We start from the raw sequence: 16,320 nt of genomic DNA, 5'->3' as shown, positions 1-16,320 counted from the left end.
TAAGAAGAAACGGTCCTACTGCCTGTTGTGCTCAGGTTGGCAGAATCCGTTTCTTAAAGGTGGAGGATGCTAGAAGTCTCGACTAAGAAAAAAAAGCCATATCCATGGGTATGGCTGTAACGTTCAGATCAAAGTTCAGTTTTTCGCATATTCACTATACCTCGTTTTCCCCCTATACACAACACTTTTCTGTGTATTTCGACAGGGGAAGGGACGGATGTGGTCCCTGATTATGGTATTTCATTTTTCGAATAAGGATACACAAAAAACCGTCCACCCGGTAAGATCCGGATGAACGGTTTTCTGCATGCTGAGTCGAAAACAACAACTACTTCAGCTCATATTGCACATACAGCTGCGTCGAGATCTTGATTTCGCCCGGCTTCACGGATGTGTTTGCGCCCGCGTCCGCTGCCGTGGATTGTGCTTCCATCGCCATTTTTTCGAGACCAAAGATGGTATCTACACCAACGGAACCTTCCACAATGTTCAGCACGATCCCCAACTGGCGCTTGGAGGCTTTTGCCATCGCCTGAGCTTTCAGGTCTGCATTCGCCATCGCCTTATCAATCACTTGGGCCTCGAACGCATCGCGGTTCTCAACCGAGAAACGTGCGTTTCCAATGGAATTGGCGCCGGCATCGGACGCTGCATCAAGCACATCACCGACTTTGCTCAAGTCGCGAAGCGTGACTTCCAGGGAATGATACGCCGAATAGTTTTTCACTTTACGTCCATTATCATCAGAGTACGTATAGTTAGGCTGTACATAGAACTGCTCGGTTTTGATATCCTTGTCATCGATCTTCCAGGTTTCTTTCAACAGCTTCGTAATCTTATCCATTTTCTGTGCGTTGCTCTTCTGTGCGGATTTTGCGGTTTCCGCATATGATTCAGCCCCGATGGAAAGATATACGATATCTGGCTTCACCGAGATCTCGCCTTTACCGAGTACGGTCAGAAGGTTTTGCTGTGCTGCCTCCGCCGCATGCACCTCGGTTGCCCCGCTCAATCCTACTACAGCCGTACTTCCAGTCAACAGTGCACCTGCAATCATGATGGAACCTACTTGTTTAACCCATCTTTTCATTATTGTCAGCCTCCTTTATATTGGCATCGCTACCATGCTTGCCTTACCCTTCTAACGTGAGGGCATTGGTAAATGTTGCATCCGGATTGAAGGGTTTTGAATTTTTCTTCAACTTATGTTGATACGCCCCATTTAATTGGTATATCTAGGCATGATTGGTTGATTAGCAAAATAAGATACCCAATGAAGAAGACGGAAACTGTTTAATAAGGAAGCCTTAATGGGTAACTAACTTACATCGGTGTTTAAAAAGAGGAGGTCACTATGAAATCATTCCGGATGTTATACGCGTTCATGTCACTGCTGATACTCATGGCAGCGGGCATGCCATACGGGGCGGCAAGCGCCGCGGCAGAGCCAGCCTCCGGTAAAACCTATCAGATCGGAACGGACATTACGTTTGCCCCGTTTGAATTCCAGGATGCAAGCGGCAAATTTGTCGGTATCGACATGGATCTGCTGGATGCGATCGCAAAAGATCAAAATTTCAAATATGAGATCAAGCCGCTCGGCTTCAATGCGGCGGTTCAGGCGCTGGAAGCCAATCAGGTGGACGGCGTCATTGCCGGCATGAGCATCACGGAAGAGCGGAAGCAGAAATTCGACTTCTCCGACCCTTATTTTGACTCTGGTGTGGTCATGGCCATCCGCCAGGATCAGGAGTCTATTAAAGGGTACGAGGATTTAAAAGGAAAAAAAGTCGCTGTCAAAACCGGTACGGAGGGCTACAGCTTTGCTGAATCCATTTCGTCCAAGTACGGCTTCACCATCGTTCCTTTTGACGATTCCGCCCAGATGTATGACGATGTCAGGACCGGTAATTCCGTTGCCTGTTTTGACGACTTCCCCGTGCTGGCATACGGAGTTGAGCAGAACAATGGGCTAAAGATCGTTACAGATATGGTGCCTGGCGCCTCCTACGGATTTGCTGTTGCCAAGGGGAAGAACCAAGAGCTTTTGGAAAAATTCAATGCCGGCTTGATCAACCTGAAGGCCAGCGGAGAGTACAATCGCATTAAGGCAAAATACATTGGCGAAAATGCCGTGGGCGCAGCGAATCTAAGCCGCTGGGAGCTGATCGTGGAGTCGCTGCCTTCGCTGCTGAAGGGCCTTGGCAATACGCTGCTGTTGACCATCGTATCGCTGTTCTTCGCTTTTTTCCTAGGGTTGATATTCGGTTTCATGAAGGTCGGACGCAATAAATGGCTCCGAGGCATCGCAACTGTATTCGTGGATATTTTCCGCGGCATACCGCTGCTGGTTCTTGCCTTCTTCATCTATTTCGGTATTCCGCAAGCGCTCGGGTTCACGATGTCGCCGATCGTGGCAGCTGTCCTGACACTTAGCCTGAATGCCGGTGCCTATGTCACGGAAATTATCCGGGGCGGTATCCAATCCATTGACCCGGGACAGCTGGAGGCTGCCCGCTCGCTCGGTCTGCCATACCGTAAAGCCATGATGAAAATCATCATTCCCCAGGCAATCAAAGTCATGATTCCGACCTTTATTAACCAGCTGGTGATTACGCTCAAGGATACGTCGATCCTGTCGGTAATCGGCCTGGTCGAGCTGACCCAATCCGGGAAAATCATCATCGCAAGAACATTCGCATCGTTTGATATCTGGCTCGTGGTCGCCATCATGTATCTGGTCGTGATTACTATTCTGACTAAAATTTCGGGCCGTCTGGAAGGGAAGGTGCGTCATGGATAAAATCCGCGTAGAAGGACTGAAGAAGAATTTTGGCACGAACGAGGTGCTGAAGGGCATTGACATGCAGGTTCAGGAAGGCGAGGTTGTCTGTGTCATCGGACCCTCGGGTTCCGGCAAAAGCACCTTCCTGCGCTGCATCAACCGACTGGAGGACATTACGGCAGGCAGGGTGTTCGTGCATGACAAGGATATCAATGACCCTAAAACGGACATCAACAAGGCACGTGAAAACATCGGCATGGTGTTCCAGCACTTTAATCTGTTCCCCCACTTCAATGTGCTGAAGAACATCACATTTGCCCCGGTCGAGCTGGGCAAGCAGAGCGCGTCCGAGGCGCGTGCCACAGGGCTGAAGCTGCTGGAGCAAGTAGGCCTCTCGGATAAGGCGGAGGCCTTCCCCAGCCAGCTGTCGGGCGGTCAGAAACAGCGTGTCGCGATCGCCCGGGCCTTGGCGATGAATCCGGACATCATGCTGTTTGACGAGCCGACATCGGCGCTGGACCCGGAGATGGTCGGCGAAGTGCTCGGCGTCATGAAGGATCTGGCGCGCGAAGGCATGACGATGATGATCGTCACGCATGAGATGGGCTTTGCCCGCGAGGTTGCGGACCGGGTGATTTTCATGGATGGCGGGTATATCGTAGAGGAAGGCCCGCCGGAGGAAGTGTTCGGCAGACCGAAGCATGAGCGTACCATCAGCTTTTTGGAGAAGGTGCTGTAATAGTGCAGCTAACCTACCTGTAGCAAACCGTACCGTATAGCTGCACTTACCTTGCCGTTGCTCCCTGTGCGCACTGCTTCCTATGCGCACGGTGCGTGGCTGAGGTGCTTCGAGGCTGATCATCTTGCAGCAGCCATTATTACACTGCGCGGGAGAGGCACGCGGCAAACACGGCGCATGGCCTCGGAATGTGCTTGGCTGTCGACCATATTCATGCAGTAACCAGTGACCCTATTATCCGACTAGCACCGTTAGGGTGAAACTAACCGGTTATCGTACGGCTAACAATGGCATGTACATGCCATCGAACAGCTAAGTATTAGCATCTGCATTTTATCGTGCAGCGTTTCGCCGGCTAGATATTGGTGTCTGCATGTTTTTTCTTACGGCTATAGGCATCTGCAATATATTATTTAGAGCCGACTGCAATGGTCGTTGCTATGACTGCATTGCACCCTGCTTTAGTGGAGCTAACGGACCGAGAGTACCTTATTTGATGGAAAATGGGGCTTTTCCGAAGACTATCGGACTAAGGATCCGTTAATCCTTCCAAAAGACCGCATTTACCTATACAAATCCTAAAATAACGGATCTGGTGTCCGTTATTTTAGTTTATGGTGCTTCATTCGGCAAAATAAGGGCCTTGGTGTCCGTTACATACGCAAGATTACCGAGGAAATGCTTTATGTCCAACCCTCACTGCACAATTCACTACTTCGTATCCAGTGGTCGCTTATAAGGCACCATCACCGTAAAAACAGAGCCCTTTCCGAGCTCGGATTGGACCGTAATCTTCCCTTGATGAATATCGACGATCCGCTTCACGATCGATAATCCTAGCCCGCTGCCACCCGCAGCGCGATTACGCGATTTGTCCGCTTTGTAGAAGCGTTCGAATATATGCAGCTGGTCCGACTCCGACATCCCAACCCCCGTATCCGTCATCGTAACCTCGGCTCCGTCTTCCCCTGCCTTCAGCACGATGGTGATCATACCGCCTTCCGGCGTGAATTTGATGCTGTTGTGCAGCAAGTTGGTCCACACTTGACTCAGCAGATCCTCTGTGGCCTCAATCTCTACCTTAGCGAGATCCAGATCCACCTGAATCCGTTTCGCCAGCCACTGCGGCTCATGCGCCAAGACGACCGCACGCAGCTGCCCGTCGAGCCGGTAACGAGCCCTTTCGAATGCCGGCTGCTCTCCTTCCAGGGATGACAGCTTTAACAGATTGTCACTCAGCTGCGACAAGCGGCGGCTCTCTCCTTCGATGATCTCCAGGTAACGGGCTCTCTTCTCCTCCGTGAGGCGGGGATTTCGGAGCGCCCTTGCAAACCCCCGAATCGAAGTGAGCGGGGATTGGATTTCATGGGAAACGTTCGAGATGAAATCCTGCCGCATCGTCTCCATGCGCCCCAGCTCGCCGGCCATATCGTTAATGCCGGAGGCAATCATCTTGAACTCCCCGCGCCATTGGTGTTCATCCATCTTCACACTGAAATCCCCCTGGGAGATCCGGCGCATGGCATCCGTAATGGAATTCAGCATGGCCATCTGCCGGTGCTTAAAGAACATGCCCACGACCAGCATGCACAGGAAGAAGATCATGACGCCAACAAACAAGTCGATCAGCTGGACGACATAATCCCATGGCGGCGTTCCCGTCCAGGTGTAAACAAACCGCGTCACATAGGTCGCCGCCGTCCATGACGCTCCCAAGACCGCGAAGACCAAGAGGGTCTGGAGCGTTTCCCGAACGATTTTCCACAAGATTTTGAGCGGTTTCCTCATCAGCCCTCACCTGCCTCCAGGCGATACCCCAGGCCGCGCACCGTTCGAATCCTGAACCGGTACTTCTCCTCCGGGAACCGTTCCCGCAGGCGATTCACGTGAACGTCCAGCGTGCGTTCGTTCCCTTCAAAGTCATACCCCCATATATCCTCGATCAGCCGATCGCGCGGCAGCGTGCTCCCCGGATAACTGGCCAGCTTGAAGAGCAGCTCAAACTCCTTTAACGGCAAGGTAAAAACCTCATCGCCGGCTTTGGCCTCATAGGTCTTGCGGTTCATCTGCAGGCTGCCGATCGTGACCGTCTGCGATGCGGCTACCTGATATCGCTTCAGCAGCGCTTTGACGCGTACGACAAGCTCCGCGGGCTCAAAAGGCTTCACGAGATAATCGTCCGTGCCCAGCTCAAAACCCTTCACGATCTGCCTCGTCTCCCCTTTTGCCGTCAGCATCAGCACCGGAATGCCGGTAATCCTCCGAATCTCCCGGCAGAGCTCCCATCCGTCCATATTCGGCATCATGATATCCATCACGACCAGATCGACCGAAACTTGCTCCATCACGGACAGGGCCTCGACGCCATCCGAGGCCTCCAGCACCTCTTCCATCCCCGCCTCCTCCAGAAACACCTTGATGAGTTCACGGATGTTCGGATCGTCGTCCACAACCAATATTTTTGCCATGATGGCCCCCCTTCCTTCTATGGCTCTACAAGCTGCCTTTAGGCCTCGATTGCCTCATTCATCTGCAGCTGCTGAACGGCAAACTCCCTGTACATATCATGCTGCCCGATCAATTCATCATGCGTTCCCCGGCCGGTCACCGTTCCTTTTTCTATAAATATGATCTGATCGGCCCCCACCACCGTGGATAACCGGTGCGCGATAATAATCGTCGTCCGCCCAGCCATGAGGTTCTTGAGCGCCTTCTGCACCTCGATCTCGGAACGGCTGTCCAGACTGGAGGTGGCTTCATCCAGCATCAGGATCTTGGGATCCCGCAGCAGAGCCCTGGCGATGGCAATCCGCTGCCGCTGTCCGCCCGAAAGCTTCACGCCCCGTTCGCCCACATCCGTATCAAAGCCGCTTGGCAGCTCATCAATAAATCCATCGGCATACGCCATTTCTGCCGCTCTTCGAAGCTCAGCGTCACTTACTTCCCGGTTCATTCCGTAACATAAGTTGTCGCGTATGGTTCCGGCAATCATCGGGCTTTCCTGCGATACATAGCCGATCAATCCGCGCCAGGAGCGTAAGGAGAAGGTATCTATGGGCGTCTTGCCCAAGCGGATCTGTCCCTTCTGTGGCAGATAGAAGCGCTCCAGCATGGAGAACAGCGTCGTTTTGCCTCCGCCACTCGGTCCAACCACTGCCGTGACCGTGCCCGGCTCCATCTGAAAGCTGATATCATGCAGTACCAGCTCATCCGGTTTGTAACCAAACGACAGATTCTCGATGGACACCCGCTGATTCGCGTTCACCACATCGCTACCTTCCGAAATGGACTCTTCCTCTGCATCCAGTGTTTCCAATATTCGCTCGGTTGCTCCTTTGGCCTTCTGAAATTGGGTAAAAAACGTCGTTAACTGCGTCATCGGCATCACGATCTGAATCAGATACAGGATAAACGCAACCAGCTCGCCGGCGGTCAATGCCCCTGTGGATACCTGAAGTCCGCCATACCCGATGACCACCACCAGCAGCATCATCAGCACGAAAGACATCAGCGGTGCGATCCAGGCGGATACTACGCCTTCCTTGATCCCGAAATTCAGCAGATTGGTGATCCCTTTATGCCCATTCTCATACTCTCTGTCCTCAGCGTTTGATGCTTTCACCAAACGAATCTCCGACAGCACCTGACTGATATTCGCCGTAAACGTAGCCGTCTCATCCTGCATGCCAAGCGAGATTTTATACATTTTCTTGCCAAGCGGCACAAGAATCAGCGCTGCAATCGGAATGACGATAAACATCGTCAGTGTCATCTTCCAGTTTAGATAGAGGAGTACCCCAATGGAACCGACAATAGAAATAATCCCGCTAAAAAATCCGGCCACATGGTCCGATATGAGACTTTTGATCACTCCTGTATCATTCGTCATCCGGCTGACCGATTCCCCTGAACGATTATGATCGAAGTAGCGGATCGGCAGCACCAGCAGCTTCTTCCACAGCCGTTCCCTAAGGGCGGCCACCATCTTCTGTCCCGTATAACTCAGCAAGAAGATCGAAACCCCTGCGGCTATCGTCTGCACCACAAATGCGATCCCAAGTCCGATGATATGGGAGCGGTTCATATCCGTTAAGGAGAAGCCATCCACCAGGCTCTTTGTAAACATCGGAATAACTAGTCCGACCAGGGTTGATACCACATTCAGCAAGATGGCTCCAATCAGCAGCAGCATCGGCGGTTTCGTTTCTTTTAACAGCCGGAAGAAGGCCTGCGAACCTGCTTTGCCGCTGCCGGCCGGCCTTTCCTGAGCAATTTCCTGTATCGAAGTATGATCCGTTTCTCTCATCGTTTTCTCTTCCCTTCCATCCCTGTTTATTGTCTGTAAGGAAAGAATATATCAACAAGTTAAACTGAAGTTAAACGAAGGCTTACTTCTAGGGAAACAACCGAAAATAACCCCACCAAGTGGAACCTAAGCTACATGCTTATTCCAAATACTTTGCGGGGACCCCATTGAAACTTATACATCCAATATGTTGAAAAAGAGCGGATTTCTCCGCCCCTTCTCGAAATCTATTCATATGTACGCACGAAAACCAAGCGAGAATCCAGCAACAGAAGACCTTGATAGCAAAAAAAGCCTTGCAGTAACAAGACTTTTCTTAAACTTCAATCACGGTGATCCTTATTGGTTCTCGAGTTCCTCTTTGCTCACCAAGTTCACGAGTGAAGTAACCGCTTGCTCCGCGTCGGCTCCCTCAGCACTAATGTAAACTTCCGTACCAGAGCTGATCGCAAGGCTCATAATTCCCATGATACTTTTGGCATTAACTTTTTTATCATCTTTTTCAACGAAGATTTCAGATGAGTATTTATTCGCTTCCTGAACGAACAGCGCGGCCGGTCTGGCGTGAAGACCCGTCTTTAACCGAACGACTACCGGGTGCTTTGTCATGAAAATTACCCCCTATCTAATAAATCTGCTGCATTGAAAGCGCGATTGACATTTTATAATATTATACCATTTTACCATACAGGACACTAGAAGAAAAAATTCTTACCCATTCCGAATCTTTTCGGCCAATTCGTCGATTTTGCGCAAGCGGTGATTAACGCCGGATTTGCTGACGGTTCCTTTAAGCAGCTCGCCGACTTCCTTCAGATTCATATCCGGATGAGCCAGCCGAATTTCCGCCACTTCCCGCAGTTTATCGGGCAAATTCTCAAGACCCATTTCCTTTTGGAGCAGCTTAATGTTCTCAATCTGACGGACGGCAGCGCCGATCGTTTTGTTTAGGTTGGCGGTCTCGCAGTTCACGATCCGGTTCACCGAATTCCGCATATCCCGCATAATCCGGACATCCTCGAACTTGAATAATGCCTGGTGGGCACCGATCAGATTAAGGAACTCGATGATTTTCTCGCCTTCCTTAATGTAGAAGATAAAACCTTTCTTCCGCTCGATGCAGCGTGCGTTCAGATGAAACTCATTCGCCAGATCCACCAGGGACTGGCAGTGCTCTTCATACATTGAGGCAATTTCCAGATGGTATGAAGACCCCTCCGGATTGTTCACGGATCCGCCAGCCATAAAGGCACCGCGCAAATAGGCGCGTTTACAGCAATTTTTGCGAACGATTTGTTCATCAATCCGCGATTGAAACAGAAAGCCCTCGGAAACGATGCGCAGTTCTTTAAGTATCTCCTGAACCTGGGCGGGAATACGTACGATATATACGTTATTCTTCTTCAAACGCATTTTTTTACGCACCAAAAGTTCGGTATGTGCCTGGAAATGCCTCTTAATTAAGGAATAAATACGTCTTGCAATCGCGGCATTTTCCGTTGAAATATCCAGGATTACCTTTTTGTTCGAAAGCTGAACAGAACCGTTCATCCGAATGAGCGCGGACAGCTCGGCTTTTTCACAGCAGTTCTGGCTTTCGATCATTGTCAGTTCTTTCTTCGTCTGTGCCGCAAAGGACAAGGTACTCACCCCTTTCGTGTAATCCAATCCTGTACCAGCTGAAAAATATGATTGCTCAGCTTGTCAGCGTCATGTCTTAAGTATGTTCTAAATAGCACAAGCTTATCTGCAATGAGTTTGTACCCTCTGCTGGTCACCTCATCGCGATCCAGGAACACGGGCTTTGCACCCTTCTGAGCATACTTATCCTGAACCTGCGGCGGGATTTCGCCATCATTTACAATAACATAATCGAACAGATGAAGACCAATATGATCATAAACGGCTTGCAAATGATCGCTTACCGTATAATTATCAGTTTCTCCAGGCTGCGTCATCACATTGCACACGAACATTTTGATCGCCTCAGAGGATACGATGGCTTCAGCAAGCTTGGGAACAAGCAAATTGGGCAAAATACTGGTGTATAGGCTTCCCGGACCGATCAGAATTGCATCGGCCTGCTGAATCGCCTCCAGCGCTTCCGGCAGCGGCTCAACATGCTCCGGCTCCAGAAAGATCCGCTTAATGCGGCGCCCAGCCTCCGGGATTTTGGATTCACCGGTCACGATGGAACCGTCTTCCATCTCTGCATGCAAAATAACGGCTTCACCCGCTGCGGGCAGCACCTGTCCACGAACAACAAAAACCCGGCTCATCTCCTTGACTGCCGTGACAAAATCACCGTGCAAATCCGTCATGGCAGCCAAGATTAAATTGCCGAGGCTGTGCCCGGCCAGTCCCGAGCCATTCTTAAAACGGTATTTCAATATATCGGATAACAGCGGCTCCACATCGGCGAGCGCTGTAAGTACATTTCGAATATCTCCCGGGGGCGGCATCTGCAATTCGCTACGCAGTATGCCGGAGCTTCCCCCATCATCAGCGACGGTAACGATAGCCGTAATATCAAGCGGCTTCTCCTTGAGTCCCCGGAGCATAACGGACAGCCCGGTTCCTCCACCCATCACGACGATGCGGGGACGCTTTCTAGCTTGCACAGCCACATTTATCACTTCCCTTAATTAATGCCGATCCCGATCGGAATCACGGTGACTCACCGATACCGTCTCCGTTTCGCTAACGCCCAGCATTTTGCCAAGGTATTCGGCTATCGCAACGGAGCGATGCTTCCCGCCGGTACAGCCAATGCCGATAATAACCTGGCTTTTGCCTTCCTTCCGGTATTGCGGGATCAAGAAATGCAGCATATCGAGCAGTTTGGTTAGAAAGGCCTGCGTCTCCGGCCATTTCATCACGTATTCATACACATCACTGTTCTGGCCGGTATTTGGGCGCAGCTGCTCCACATAGTGAGGGTTGGGCAGAAAGCGCACATCAAACACCAGATCAGCGTCAATCGGAATCCCGTATTTAAACCCAAAGGATGTGATATTTACCGATAACGTGCTGCTCTCCAGATGTGTGAAACGTGAGATAATCTTCTCCTTCAATCGCACAGGCTTCATATTGCTGGTATCGATCACCTGGGTAGCCGAATTCTTCAGCTCATCCAACATTTTGCGCTCCAACCTTATTCCGTCAAGCGGCATGCCTTCCGGAGCGAGCGGATGGCGACGGCGGCTTTCCTTATAACGTTGTACAAGCACGGAATCCGTTGCATCCAGAAATAGAATCTCGCAGTGGATGGTAAAGTGGTCCTTGATGTAACTCAGAGACTCTGATAGAGCCGTAAAAAATTCGCGGCCACGCAGGTCGATGACCAATGCAACCTTGCCGATCTTACCCTTGGATTGATCGATCAGCTCCGCGAATTTGGGAATGAGCACCGGAGGCAGGTTATCGACGCAAAAGAATCCAAGATCCTCCAGACTTTGTACGGCCAAGGTCTTACCTGCTCCCGACATCCCGGTGATGATGATCAGGGTGGCCATGGATGATGTGTTGCTGCCTCGGTTGGCTGCTTCCAGCATCAGCTTTCCCTCCCTTATAAGTTTAGATCAGACGATGTATGGTGAATAATCTACGAACGCAAATGCAGTCCGGCGGCGCCTACAACGCCGGCATCATTGCCGAGCTCAGCCGGAACGATGCGCACACCTCGCTGAAGCGGCTCTGGTGTCAGCTTCGCAAATACAGCGCGGACTTCATCAAACAGAATGTCGCCGGCTTTGGATACGCCGCCGCCGATAATAAAAGCTTCCGGATTCAGCACGGCCGCAACGGCAGCCATAGATTTGCCCAGGTAATAAGCTGCGCGATTCACGATCCGAACGGCAACTTCATCGCCGGCCTTTGCAGCATCAAACACTTCCTTCGCCGCAATGGTCTCTACATGGGCAAGGGAAGTACGGTCCCCACGCTCTACGGCATCCTTCGCCATACGGATAATGCCGGTTGCGGACGAAACCGTCTCCAGACAGCCCATTTCACCGCATCCGCATTGAATCGCTTCCAAGTCCGGCACAACCGAGATATGTCCAAGCTCGCCAGCCATGCCGCCGAAGCCTTGATAAATCTTGCCGTTAATAATAATGCCTCCGCCAACACCGGTACCCAGCGTGTAGCATACGCAGTTCTCGACGCCGCGGCCTGATCCGCTCCAGGCTTCACCCAATGCAGCCACATTGGCGTCGTTGTCTATTTTGACGGGCTTGCCGAGACGCTCTTCAAGCAGTGCGCGAATCGGTACATCTTTAAATCCTACATTCGGTGCCAGAATAATGATGCCTTCACGAATATTCGTAAAGCCGGCGAATCCAGCTCCCACACCAGCAAGTTGATCCCAGCTGAATGGCGATTCTTCCACAATGTGACGCACATATTTCTCAATGTTGTCAATAACCGTGTCAACGCCTTTGGCTGTTTCCGTCGGCCCCTCATACTTATGCAGAAGATGCCCCTCTTCATTGCAAATTCCAACTTTAATTGCTGTTCCGCCCAGATCGACACCGACGTAGATGTTCTCAGACATGTTTCAAGCCACCTTTTTCCTTCTATATTATAGATTGCTCCTACTGTACCCACTATAATTGAAGGCACTTCTGCGGTCAAGAGAACACCACGTGACGGAAAACGGTAAGCAGTCCTTTAATTTCGATTATGTAAGCGTATCCAAACATCCGCGAAACCTCTCTTGTTTGTTCATCATCTAACTCCCCTCTCCCTATGGCAGATCCGACATGACAATTGTCACTCCGAAGTGGTGACATCCTTTACTAACAGGCATTCCTTCGCTTTCGTATGATGAATTCAGATCATTTCGATTACGGAGGAGCGATTCCATGACAAACCCAATTCAAGAACCTATTGCAGAGCTGCGGCAGGTAACCAAGATGTTCGGAAGCAAAAAAGCCGTCAACCAAGTGTCGTTTACGATAGAGAAAGGGTCAATCACAGCCATTCTCGGACCTAATGGAGCAGGGAAATCAACCGCCATCTCCATGATGCTCGGCCTTAAAGACGCGAGCCAGGGTGAAGTTCTTCTGTTCGGACGCAGTCCGAAGGACTTGAAGGTACGTGAGAAGATCGGCGCCATGCTTCAAGAGGTCAGTGTTATGGACGGATTGCGGACGCGCGAAATTATCAATCTCATCCGAGGCTATTATCCGAACCCGCTAACACTGGATGAAATCGCGAGCTTGAGCGGACTTACCGCTGAAGAACTGAATAAATGGGCTGTCAAAATGTCCGGCGGCCAGAAACGCAAGCTCAGCTTTGCGCTGGCGATTGCGGGCAACCCCGAGCTGCTGTTCTTCGATGAACCAACGGTCGGCCTGGATACGTCGGCCCGCCGGTTATTTTGGCAGACGGTACGCAAGCTTGCCGATCAGGGCAAAACGATTCTGTTCACCACGCATTATCTGCAAGAGGCGGACGATATGGCCGACCGCATCTTGCTATTCCATCAAGGCCAGGTTGCCGCCGATGGCACGCCGGAAGCGATCAAAGCCAAGCTGACACGAAGGTCGGTTTCCTTTATCGTGGATGCGGACCACCAGCAGGTCAAGGAGCTGCTTCAGGAAGTACCCGGCGTAACCGATGTGTATGAACACAACGGCCGGCTGAACGCCGTAACCGATGATACGGACACGGCCCTGGCGGCTTTGTTCGGGGCCGGGCTGGCTGTACGCGACATTCGCATTGATCAGGGAAGCCTGGACGAAGCATTCGACCAATTAACGATGGATCAAGGGGAGGCTGTATAACGATGACAACTTGGAAACTGATAACCTTGCAGTGCAAAATGGAATTACTCCGGATGGTACGCAATCCGTATTATATTTTCTGGTCTTTGGCCATGCCAATTCTGTTCTATTTCATCTTTACGCGGGTCGTGAATACGGGGGCCGATGATACCGGACAATGGCAGGCCCACTATCTCATGTCGATGGCGTCCTTCAGTGTCATGGGCACCGCCATCATGTCGCTCGGCATTCGCCTCGTGCAAGAGAGAGTCCAGGGCTGGGCTGTATATATGCGGGTAACGCCGCTTCCCGGCAGCGTGTATTTCTTTGGCAAAATGTTTGTGCAGACGGTTATGCATCTGCTCTGCATCCTCGTCATTTTTGTAGCCGGCTACCTGATTAACGGAGTCTCCCTCACCTACGGACAATGGCTGCTCAGCGGACTGTGGATTCTGATCGCATCCGTCCCGTTTCTTGCCATCGGTACCCTGATTGGATCCATGAAACGGGTCGACACGGCAAGCGGCGTCAGCAACGGCATCTACTTAGGGCTGGCCGTTACGGGCGGGATGTGGTTCCCGATCGAATCGATGCCTTCCATCATGCAAGCCATCGGCAAGTGGATGCCCTCCTATCATTTTGGCGGAGGTGCCTGGTCAATCGTTCGCGGAGAAGCGCCGGGATTGGATAATTTCATGGTTTTAGCAGGATATTTGGCAGTATCTATGTTACTATCCACCTATATTCGGAAAAAACAACAAGCCGATTAAGGGGATAGGATGATGGCTTCATGAAAAAATTGAAAGACGCGAAATCCGCAGGGTTTGAGGTTTTTCCAACGCAATTGGGGTTTTTCCCCTATCTGTGGCTCATTTATATATCTCTGCCCGTAATTAACATGATGAGCGAAGATGGCTGGAAAATGGGGATTGGATATACGCTGATTGCCTTGTTTCTCCTCACGTACCGCCAGCTTTACTTCGCTGCTGGCACGCCTCGTTTTTTCTGGTGGCTCGGCATTCAGATGTCCATCATTTTCATTCTCTGCATGTGGTACCACCCAACCTATATGTATATGGGGTTCTTCACTGCCAATTTCATCGGCTGGTATACCGACCGGCGCAAATTCACGATATCCCTTTTGATGTTTGCCATCATAGAGGTTGTTCCCTTAATCAAAAACGCAAGCATGCTGGGATGGAAGGATCTGGTCTTTATGATTCCTTTCTTTCTCATCATGCTGTTCTCACCCTTCGGCATCCGCTCTCTAAACCGGCGGCAGCAGCTGGAGAAGGAGCTCGCGCAGGCTAACGAGCAGATCCGCAATCTGATTAAAGGCGAAGAGCGGATGCGTATCGCCAGAGATCTTCACGACACCTTGGGTCATACCCTGTCTCTCATCACATTGAAGAGCCAGCTTGTGGAGAAGCTGGCGGTAAAGGATCCCGAGAAAGCCCAAATGGAGGCCCGGGAGATTCAGAACACCTCGCGGGCCGCGCTCCGCCAAGTGCGTGAGCTGGTATCCGACATGCGGACCGCCACCTTGGCCGAGGAACTGGTCGAGGCCCAGATCATTCTGGAGAGCGCCGATATCCAGTTTAGCTGTGCCGGCAATCCGAAGCTGGAGGGAATTTCCGACCTGGCCCACAATATTCTGAGCCTCTGCTTGCGGGAAGCCGTAACCAATGTGGTGAAGCACAGTCAGGCGAGCCAGTGCCGGATTGCCATCGAGTCGCTGGGCAATGAGTGGCGGCTTGAGGTGGCCGATGATGGCGTTGGTCTTCATCGCAAGGAAGAAGATCCATCAGCTTCATCCAACAGTAATGGCCTGAAAGGTATGGCTGAGCGGCTGTCCCTCATCGGGGGCACCGTTGAGGCCAGCTCCGAGCAACAAGGCACGATATTAGTAATTCGTGTTCCGATCATCATCAAGAACCGGAAGGAGGACACTTCCCATGAGCATCAAAGTGCTGATCGCCGAGGACCAGAGAATGCTGCGCGGCGCTCTGGCTTCCTTGCTTGATTTTGAAGACGATATTGATGTGATTGGTCAAGCCGGCGACGGGGATGAAGCGCTGTCCCTGATTGCCTTGCATCAACCTGATGTATGCCTGCTCGATATCGAAATGCCTGCGCGCAGCGGTCTCGAAGTGGCGGAGGAAGTAAAGCTGCGCGGTTATCCCAGCCGGGTCATCATCCTGACCACTTTCGCTAGGCCTGGTTATTTCGAACGGGCCGTGCAGGCGGGCGTTCAGGGATACCTGCTTAAGGATGAGCCCAGTGAACGGCTGGCAGAAGCCATCCGCCGAGTCATGGATGGACGGCGGGAGGTCTCCCCTGAGCTCGTATTCGGTACGCTGTCAGGTGCGGGTGCCAATCCGCTGACCGAACGCGAACGGGAAGTGCTGCGATTGGCTGCCGACGGTAACAGTTCTAATGAAATTGCGTCGAAGCTCCACTTATCCTACGGGACTGTCCGCAACTATATGTCCGAGATCTTAAGCAAACTGAGTGCCAAGAACCGGATCGAGGCCATCTCAATGGCAGAGGAGAAGGGCTGGATATAGGCCCCTCACGGCTTGCTCACACACCTCCCCCCGTCTCTTTAAGACGGGGGCTTTTTGTACTTCACATCGAAAACAGGCCTACGTTGGCCTGTTTTTTATTTTTTTGGTTGACACATCTTTCCACTTGGCATTATAGTATGTTACAAGACTAACAT

At 51.4% G+C, this 16,320-nt stretch carries 15 protein-coding genes; 6 read left to right on the top strand and 9 right to left on the bottom strand.

Annotated features, from left to right (window positions below):
- Window positions 1–328: 328 nt before the first annotated feature.
- Window positions 329–1,090: an SIMPL domain-containing protein gene (locus MKX98_RS01095; RefSeq protein WP_339220928.1), complete on the bottom strand. Its 762-nt coding sequence runs from the start codon at window positions 1,088–1,090 to the stop codon at window positions 329–331.
- Between the two features lie 324 nt (window positions 1,091–1,414).
- Here MKX98_RS01095 and MKX98_RS01090 point away from each other — a divergent pair, with 324 nt between their 5' ends.
- Together MKX98_RS01090 and MKX98_RS01085 are read left to right on the top strand one after the other, a co-directional pair.
- Window positions 1,415–2,803 (top strand): amino acid ABC transporter substrate-binding protein/permease, encoded by a 1,389-nt coding sequence (locus tag MKX98_RS01090; RefSeq protein ID WP_339224272.1) that lies wholly within the window; start codon window positions 1,415–1,417, stop codon window positions 2,801–2,803.
- The gene (locus MKX98_RS01085) at window positions 2,796–3,524 is read left to right on the top strand and encodes an amino acid ABC transporter ATP-binding protein (RefSeq protein WP_071219487.1); all 729 of its coding nucleotides are present in this window, start codon (window positions 2,796–2,798) and stop codon (window positions 3,522–3,524) included. The genes MKX98_RS01090 and MKX98_RS01085 overlap by 8 nt, the downstream gene beginning before the upstream one ends.
- 711 nt (window positions 3,525–4,235) lie before the next feature.
- Here the strand turns inward: MKX98_RS01085 and MKX98_RS01080 are convergent.
- From MKX98_RS01080 to MKX98_RS01045, 8 genes are all read right to left on the bottom strand, one after another.
- A complete protein-coding gene (locus tag MKX98_RS01080; protein ID WP_339220925.1) occupies window positions 4,236–5,312 on the bottom strand; it encodes a HAMP domain-containing sensor histidine kinase in 1,077 nt (358 codons plus the stop codon).
- Window positions 5,312–5,992, bottom strand: coding sequence for a response regulator transcription factor (locus MKX98_RS01075; RefSeq protein WP_339220923.1), 681 nt, complete (start codon window positions 5,990–5,992; stop codon window positions 5,312–5,314). The genes MKX98_RS01080 and MKX98_RS01075 overlap by 1 nt, the downstream gene beginning before the upstream one ends.
- Before the next feature lie 38 nt (window positions 5,993–6,030).
- Complete coding sequence (locus MKX98_RS01070) at window positions 6,031–7,830, bottom strand: ABC transporter ATP-binding protein (RefSeq protein WP_339220921.1); 1,800 nt, start codon at window positions 7,828–7,830, stop codon at window positions 6,031–6,033.
- 339 nt (window positions 7,831–8,169) lie between these two features.
- Complete coding sequence (locus MKX98_RS01065; protein WP_006207570.1) at window positions 8,170–8,439, bottom strand: HPr family phosphocarrier protein; 270 nt, start codon at window positions 8,437–8,439, stop codon at window positions 8,170–8,172.
- 102 nt (window positions 8,440–8,541) lie between these two features.
- The gene (gene whiA / locus MKX98_RS01060) at window positions 8,542–9,471 is read right to left on the bottom strand and encodes a DNA-binding protein WhiA (protein WP_071219483.1); all 930 of its coding nucleotides are present in this window, start codon (window positions 9,469–9,471) and stop codon (window positions 8,542–8,544) included.
- A 5-nt stretch (window positions 9,472–9,476) separates the two neighbouring features.
- Window positions 9,477–10,418 (bottom strand): YvcK family protein, encoded by a 942-nt coding sequence (locus MKX98_RS01055; protein WP_181469905.1) that lies wholly within the window; start codon window positions 10,416–10,418, stop codon window positions 9,477–9,479.
- A 57-nt stretch (window positions 10,419–10,475) separates the two neighbouring features.
- A complete protein-coding gene (rapZ, locus tag MKX98_RS01050; RefSeq protein WP_071219481.1) occupies window positions 10,476–11,384 on the bottom strand; it encodes an RNase adapter RapZ in 909 nt (302 codons plus the stop codon).
- Between the two features lie 50 nt (window positions 11,385–11,434).
- Entirely contained in the window at window positions 11,435–12,385 is a 951-nt protein-coding gene (locus tag MKX98_RS01045; protein ID WP_220686976.1) for an ROK family glucokinase, read from the bottom strand.
- 310 nt (window positions 12,386–12,695) lie between these two features.
- Here MKX98_RS01045 and MKX98_RS01040 point away from each other — a divergent pair, with 310 nt between their 5' ends.
- Genes MKX98_RS01040 through MKX98_RS01025 form a run of 4 tightly spaced genes read left to right on the top strand, consistent with a single transcriptional unit; the run spans window position 12,696 to window position 16,165 of the window.
- Window positions 12,696–13,619: an ABC transporter ATP-binding protein gene (locus MKX98_RS01040; RefSeq protein WP_339220919.1), complete on the top strand. Its 924-nt coding sequence runs from the start codon at window positions 12,696–12,698 to the stop codon at window positions 13,617–13,619.
- A 2-nt stretch (window positions 13,620–13,621) separates the two neighbouring features.
- Entirely contained in the window at window positions 13,622–14,368 is a 747-nt protein-coding gene (locus MKX98_RS01035; protein WP_339220918.1) for an ABC transporter permease, read from the top strand.
- A 20-nt stretch (window positions 14,369–14,388) separates the two neighbouring features.
- A complete protein-coding gene (locus tag MKX98_RS01030; protein WP_339220916.1) occupies window positions 14,389–15,621 on the top strand; it encodes a sensor histidine kinase in 1,233 nt (410 codons plus the stop codon).
- A complete protein-coding gene (locus MKX98_RS01025) occupies window positions 15,554–16,165 on the top strand; it encodes a response regulator transcription factor (RefSeq protein ID WP_071219477.1) in 612 nt (203 codons plus the stop codon). Before MKX98_RS01030 ends, MKX98_RS01025 begins: the two co-directional genes overlap by 68 nt.
- The last annotated feature ends 155 nt before the right edge of the window (window positions 16,166–16,320 follow it).

The sequence above is a fragment of the Paenibacillus sp. FSL W7-1332 genome (assembly GCF_037969785.1).
Classification (GTDB): Bacteria; Bacillota; Bacilli; order Paenibacillales; family Paenibacillaceae; genus Paenibacillus_AQ.
This window is presented reverse-complemented; position numbering and strand designations above follow the sequence as displayed.

Excerpts from the sequence above, each read along its gene's own strand:
- MKX98_RS01065 (WP_006207570.1), bottom strand. The coding sequence starts at position 8,439 with ATGACAAAGCACCCGGTAGTCGTTCGGTTAAAGACGGGTCTTCACGCC.
- MKX98_RS01085 (WP_071219487.1), top strand. The coding sequence starts at position 2,796 with ATGGATAAAATCCGCGTAGAAGGACTGAAGAAGAATTTTGGCACGAAC.
- rapZ (WP_071219481.1), bottom strand. The coding sequence starts at position 11,384 with ATGCTGGAAGCAGCCAACCGAGGCAGCAACACATCATCCATGGCCACC.
- MKX98_RS01025 (WP_071219477.1), top strand. The coding sequence starts at position 15,554 with ATGAGCATCAAAGTGCTGATCGCCGAGGACCAGAGAATGCTGCGCGGC.
- MKX98_RS01035 (WP_339220918.1), top strand. The coding sequence starts at position 13,622 with ATGACAACTTGGAAACTGATAACCTTGCAGTGCAAAATGGAATTACTC.
- MKX98_RS01040 (WP_339220919.1), top strand. The coding sequence starts at position 12,696 with ATGACAAACCCAATTCAAGAACCTATTGCAGAGCTGCGGCAGGTAACC.
- MKX98_RS01030 (WP_339220916.1), top strand. The coding sequence starts at position 14,389 with ATGAAAAAATTGAAAGACGCGAAATCCGCAGGGTTTGAGGTTTTTCCA.
- MKX98_RS01070 (WP_339220921.1), bottom strand. The coding sequence starts at position 7,830 with ATGAGAGAAACGGATCATACTTCGATACAGGAAATTGCTCAGGAAAGG.
- MKX98_RS01080 (WP_339220925.1), bottom strand. The coding sequence starts at position 5,312 with ATGAGGAAACCGCTCAAAATCTTGTGGAAAATCGTTCGGGAAACGCTC.
- MKX98_RS01045 (WP_220686976.1), bottom strand. The coding sequence starts at position 12,385 with ATGTCTGAGAACATCTACGTCGGTGTCGATCTGGGCGGAACAGCAATT.
- MKX98_RS01055 (WP_181469905.1), bottom strand. The coding sequence starts at position 10,418 with ATGGGTGGAGGAACCGGGCTGTCCGTTATGCTCCGGGGACTCAAGGAG.
- MKX98_RS01075 (WP_339220923.1), bottom strand. The coding sequence starts at position 5,992 with ATGGCAAAAATATTGGTTGTGGACGACGATCCGAACATCCGTGAACTC.
- MKX98_RS01090 (WP_339224272.1), top strand. The coding sequence starts at position 1,415 with ATGCCATACGGGGCGGCAAGCGCCGCGGCAGAGCCAGCCTCCGGTAAA.
- MKX98_RS01095 (WP_339220928.1), bottom strand. The coding sequence starts at position 1,090 with ATGAAAAGATGGGTTAAACAAGTAGGTTCCATCATGATTGCAGGTGCA.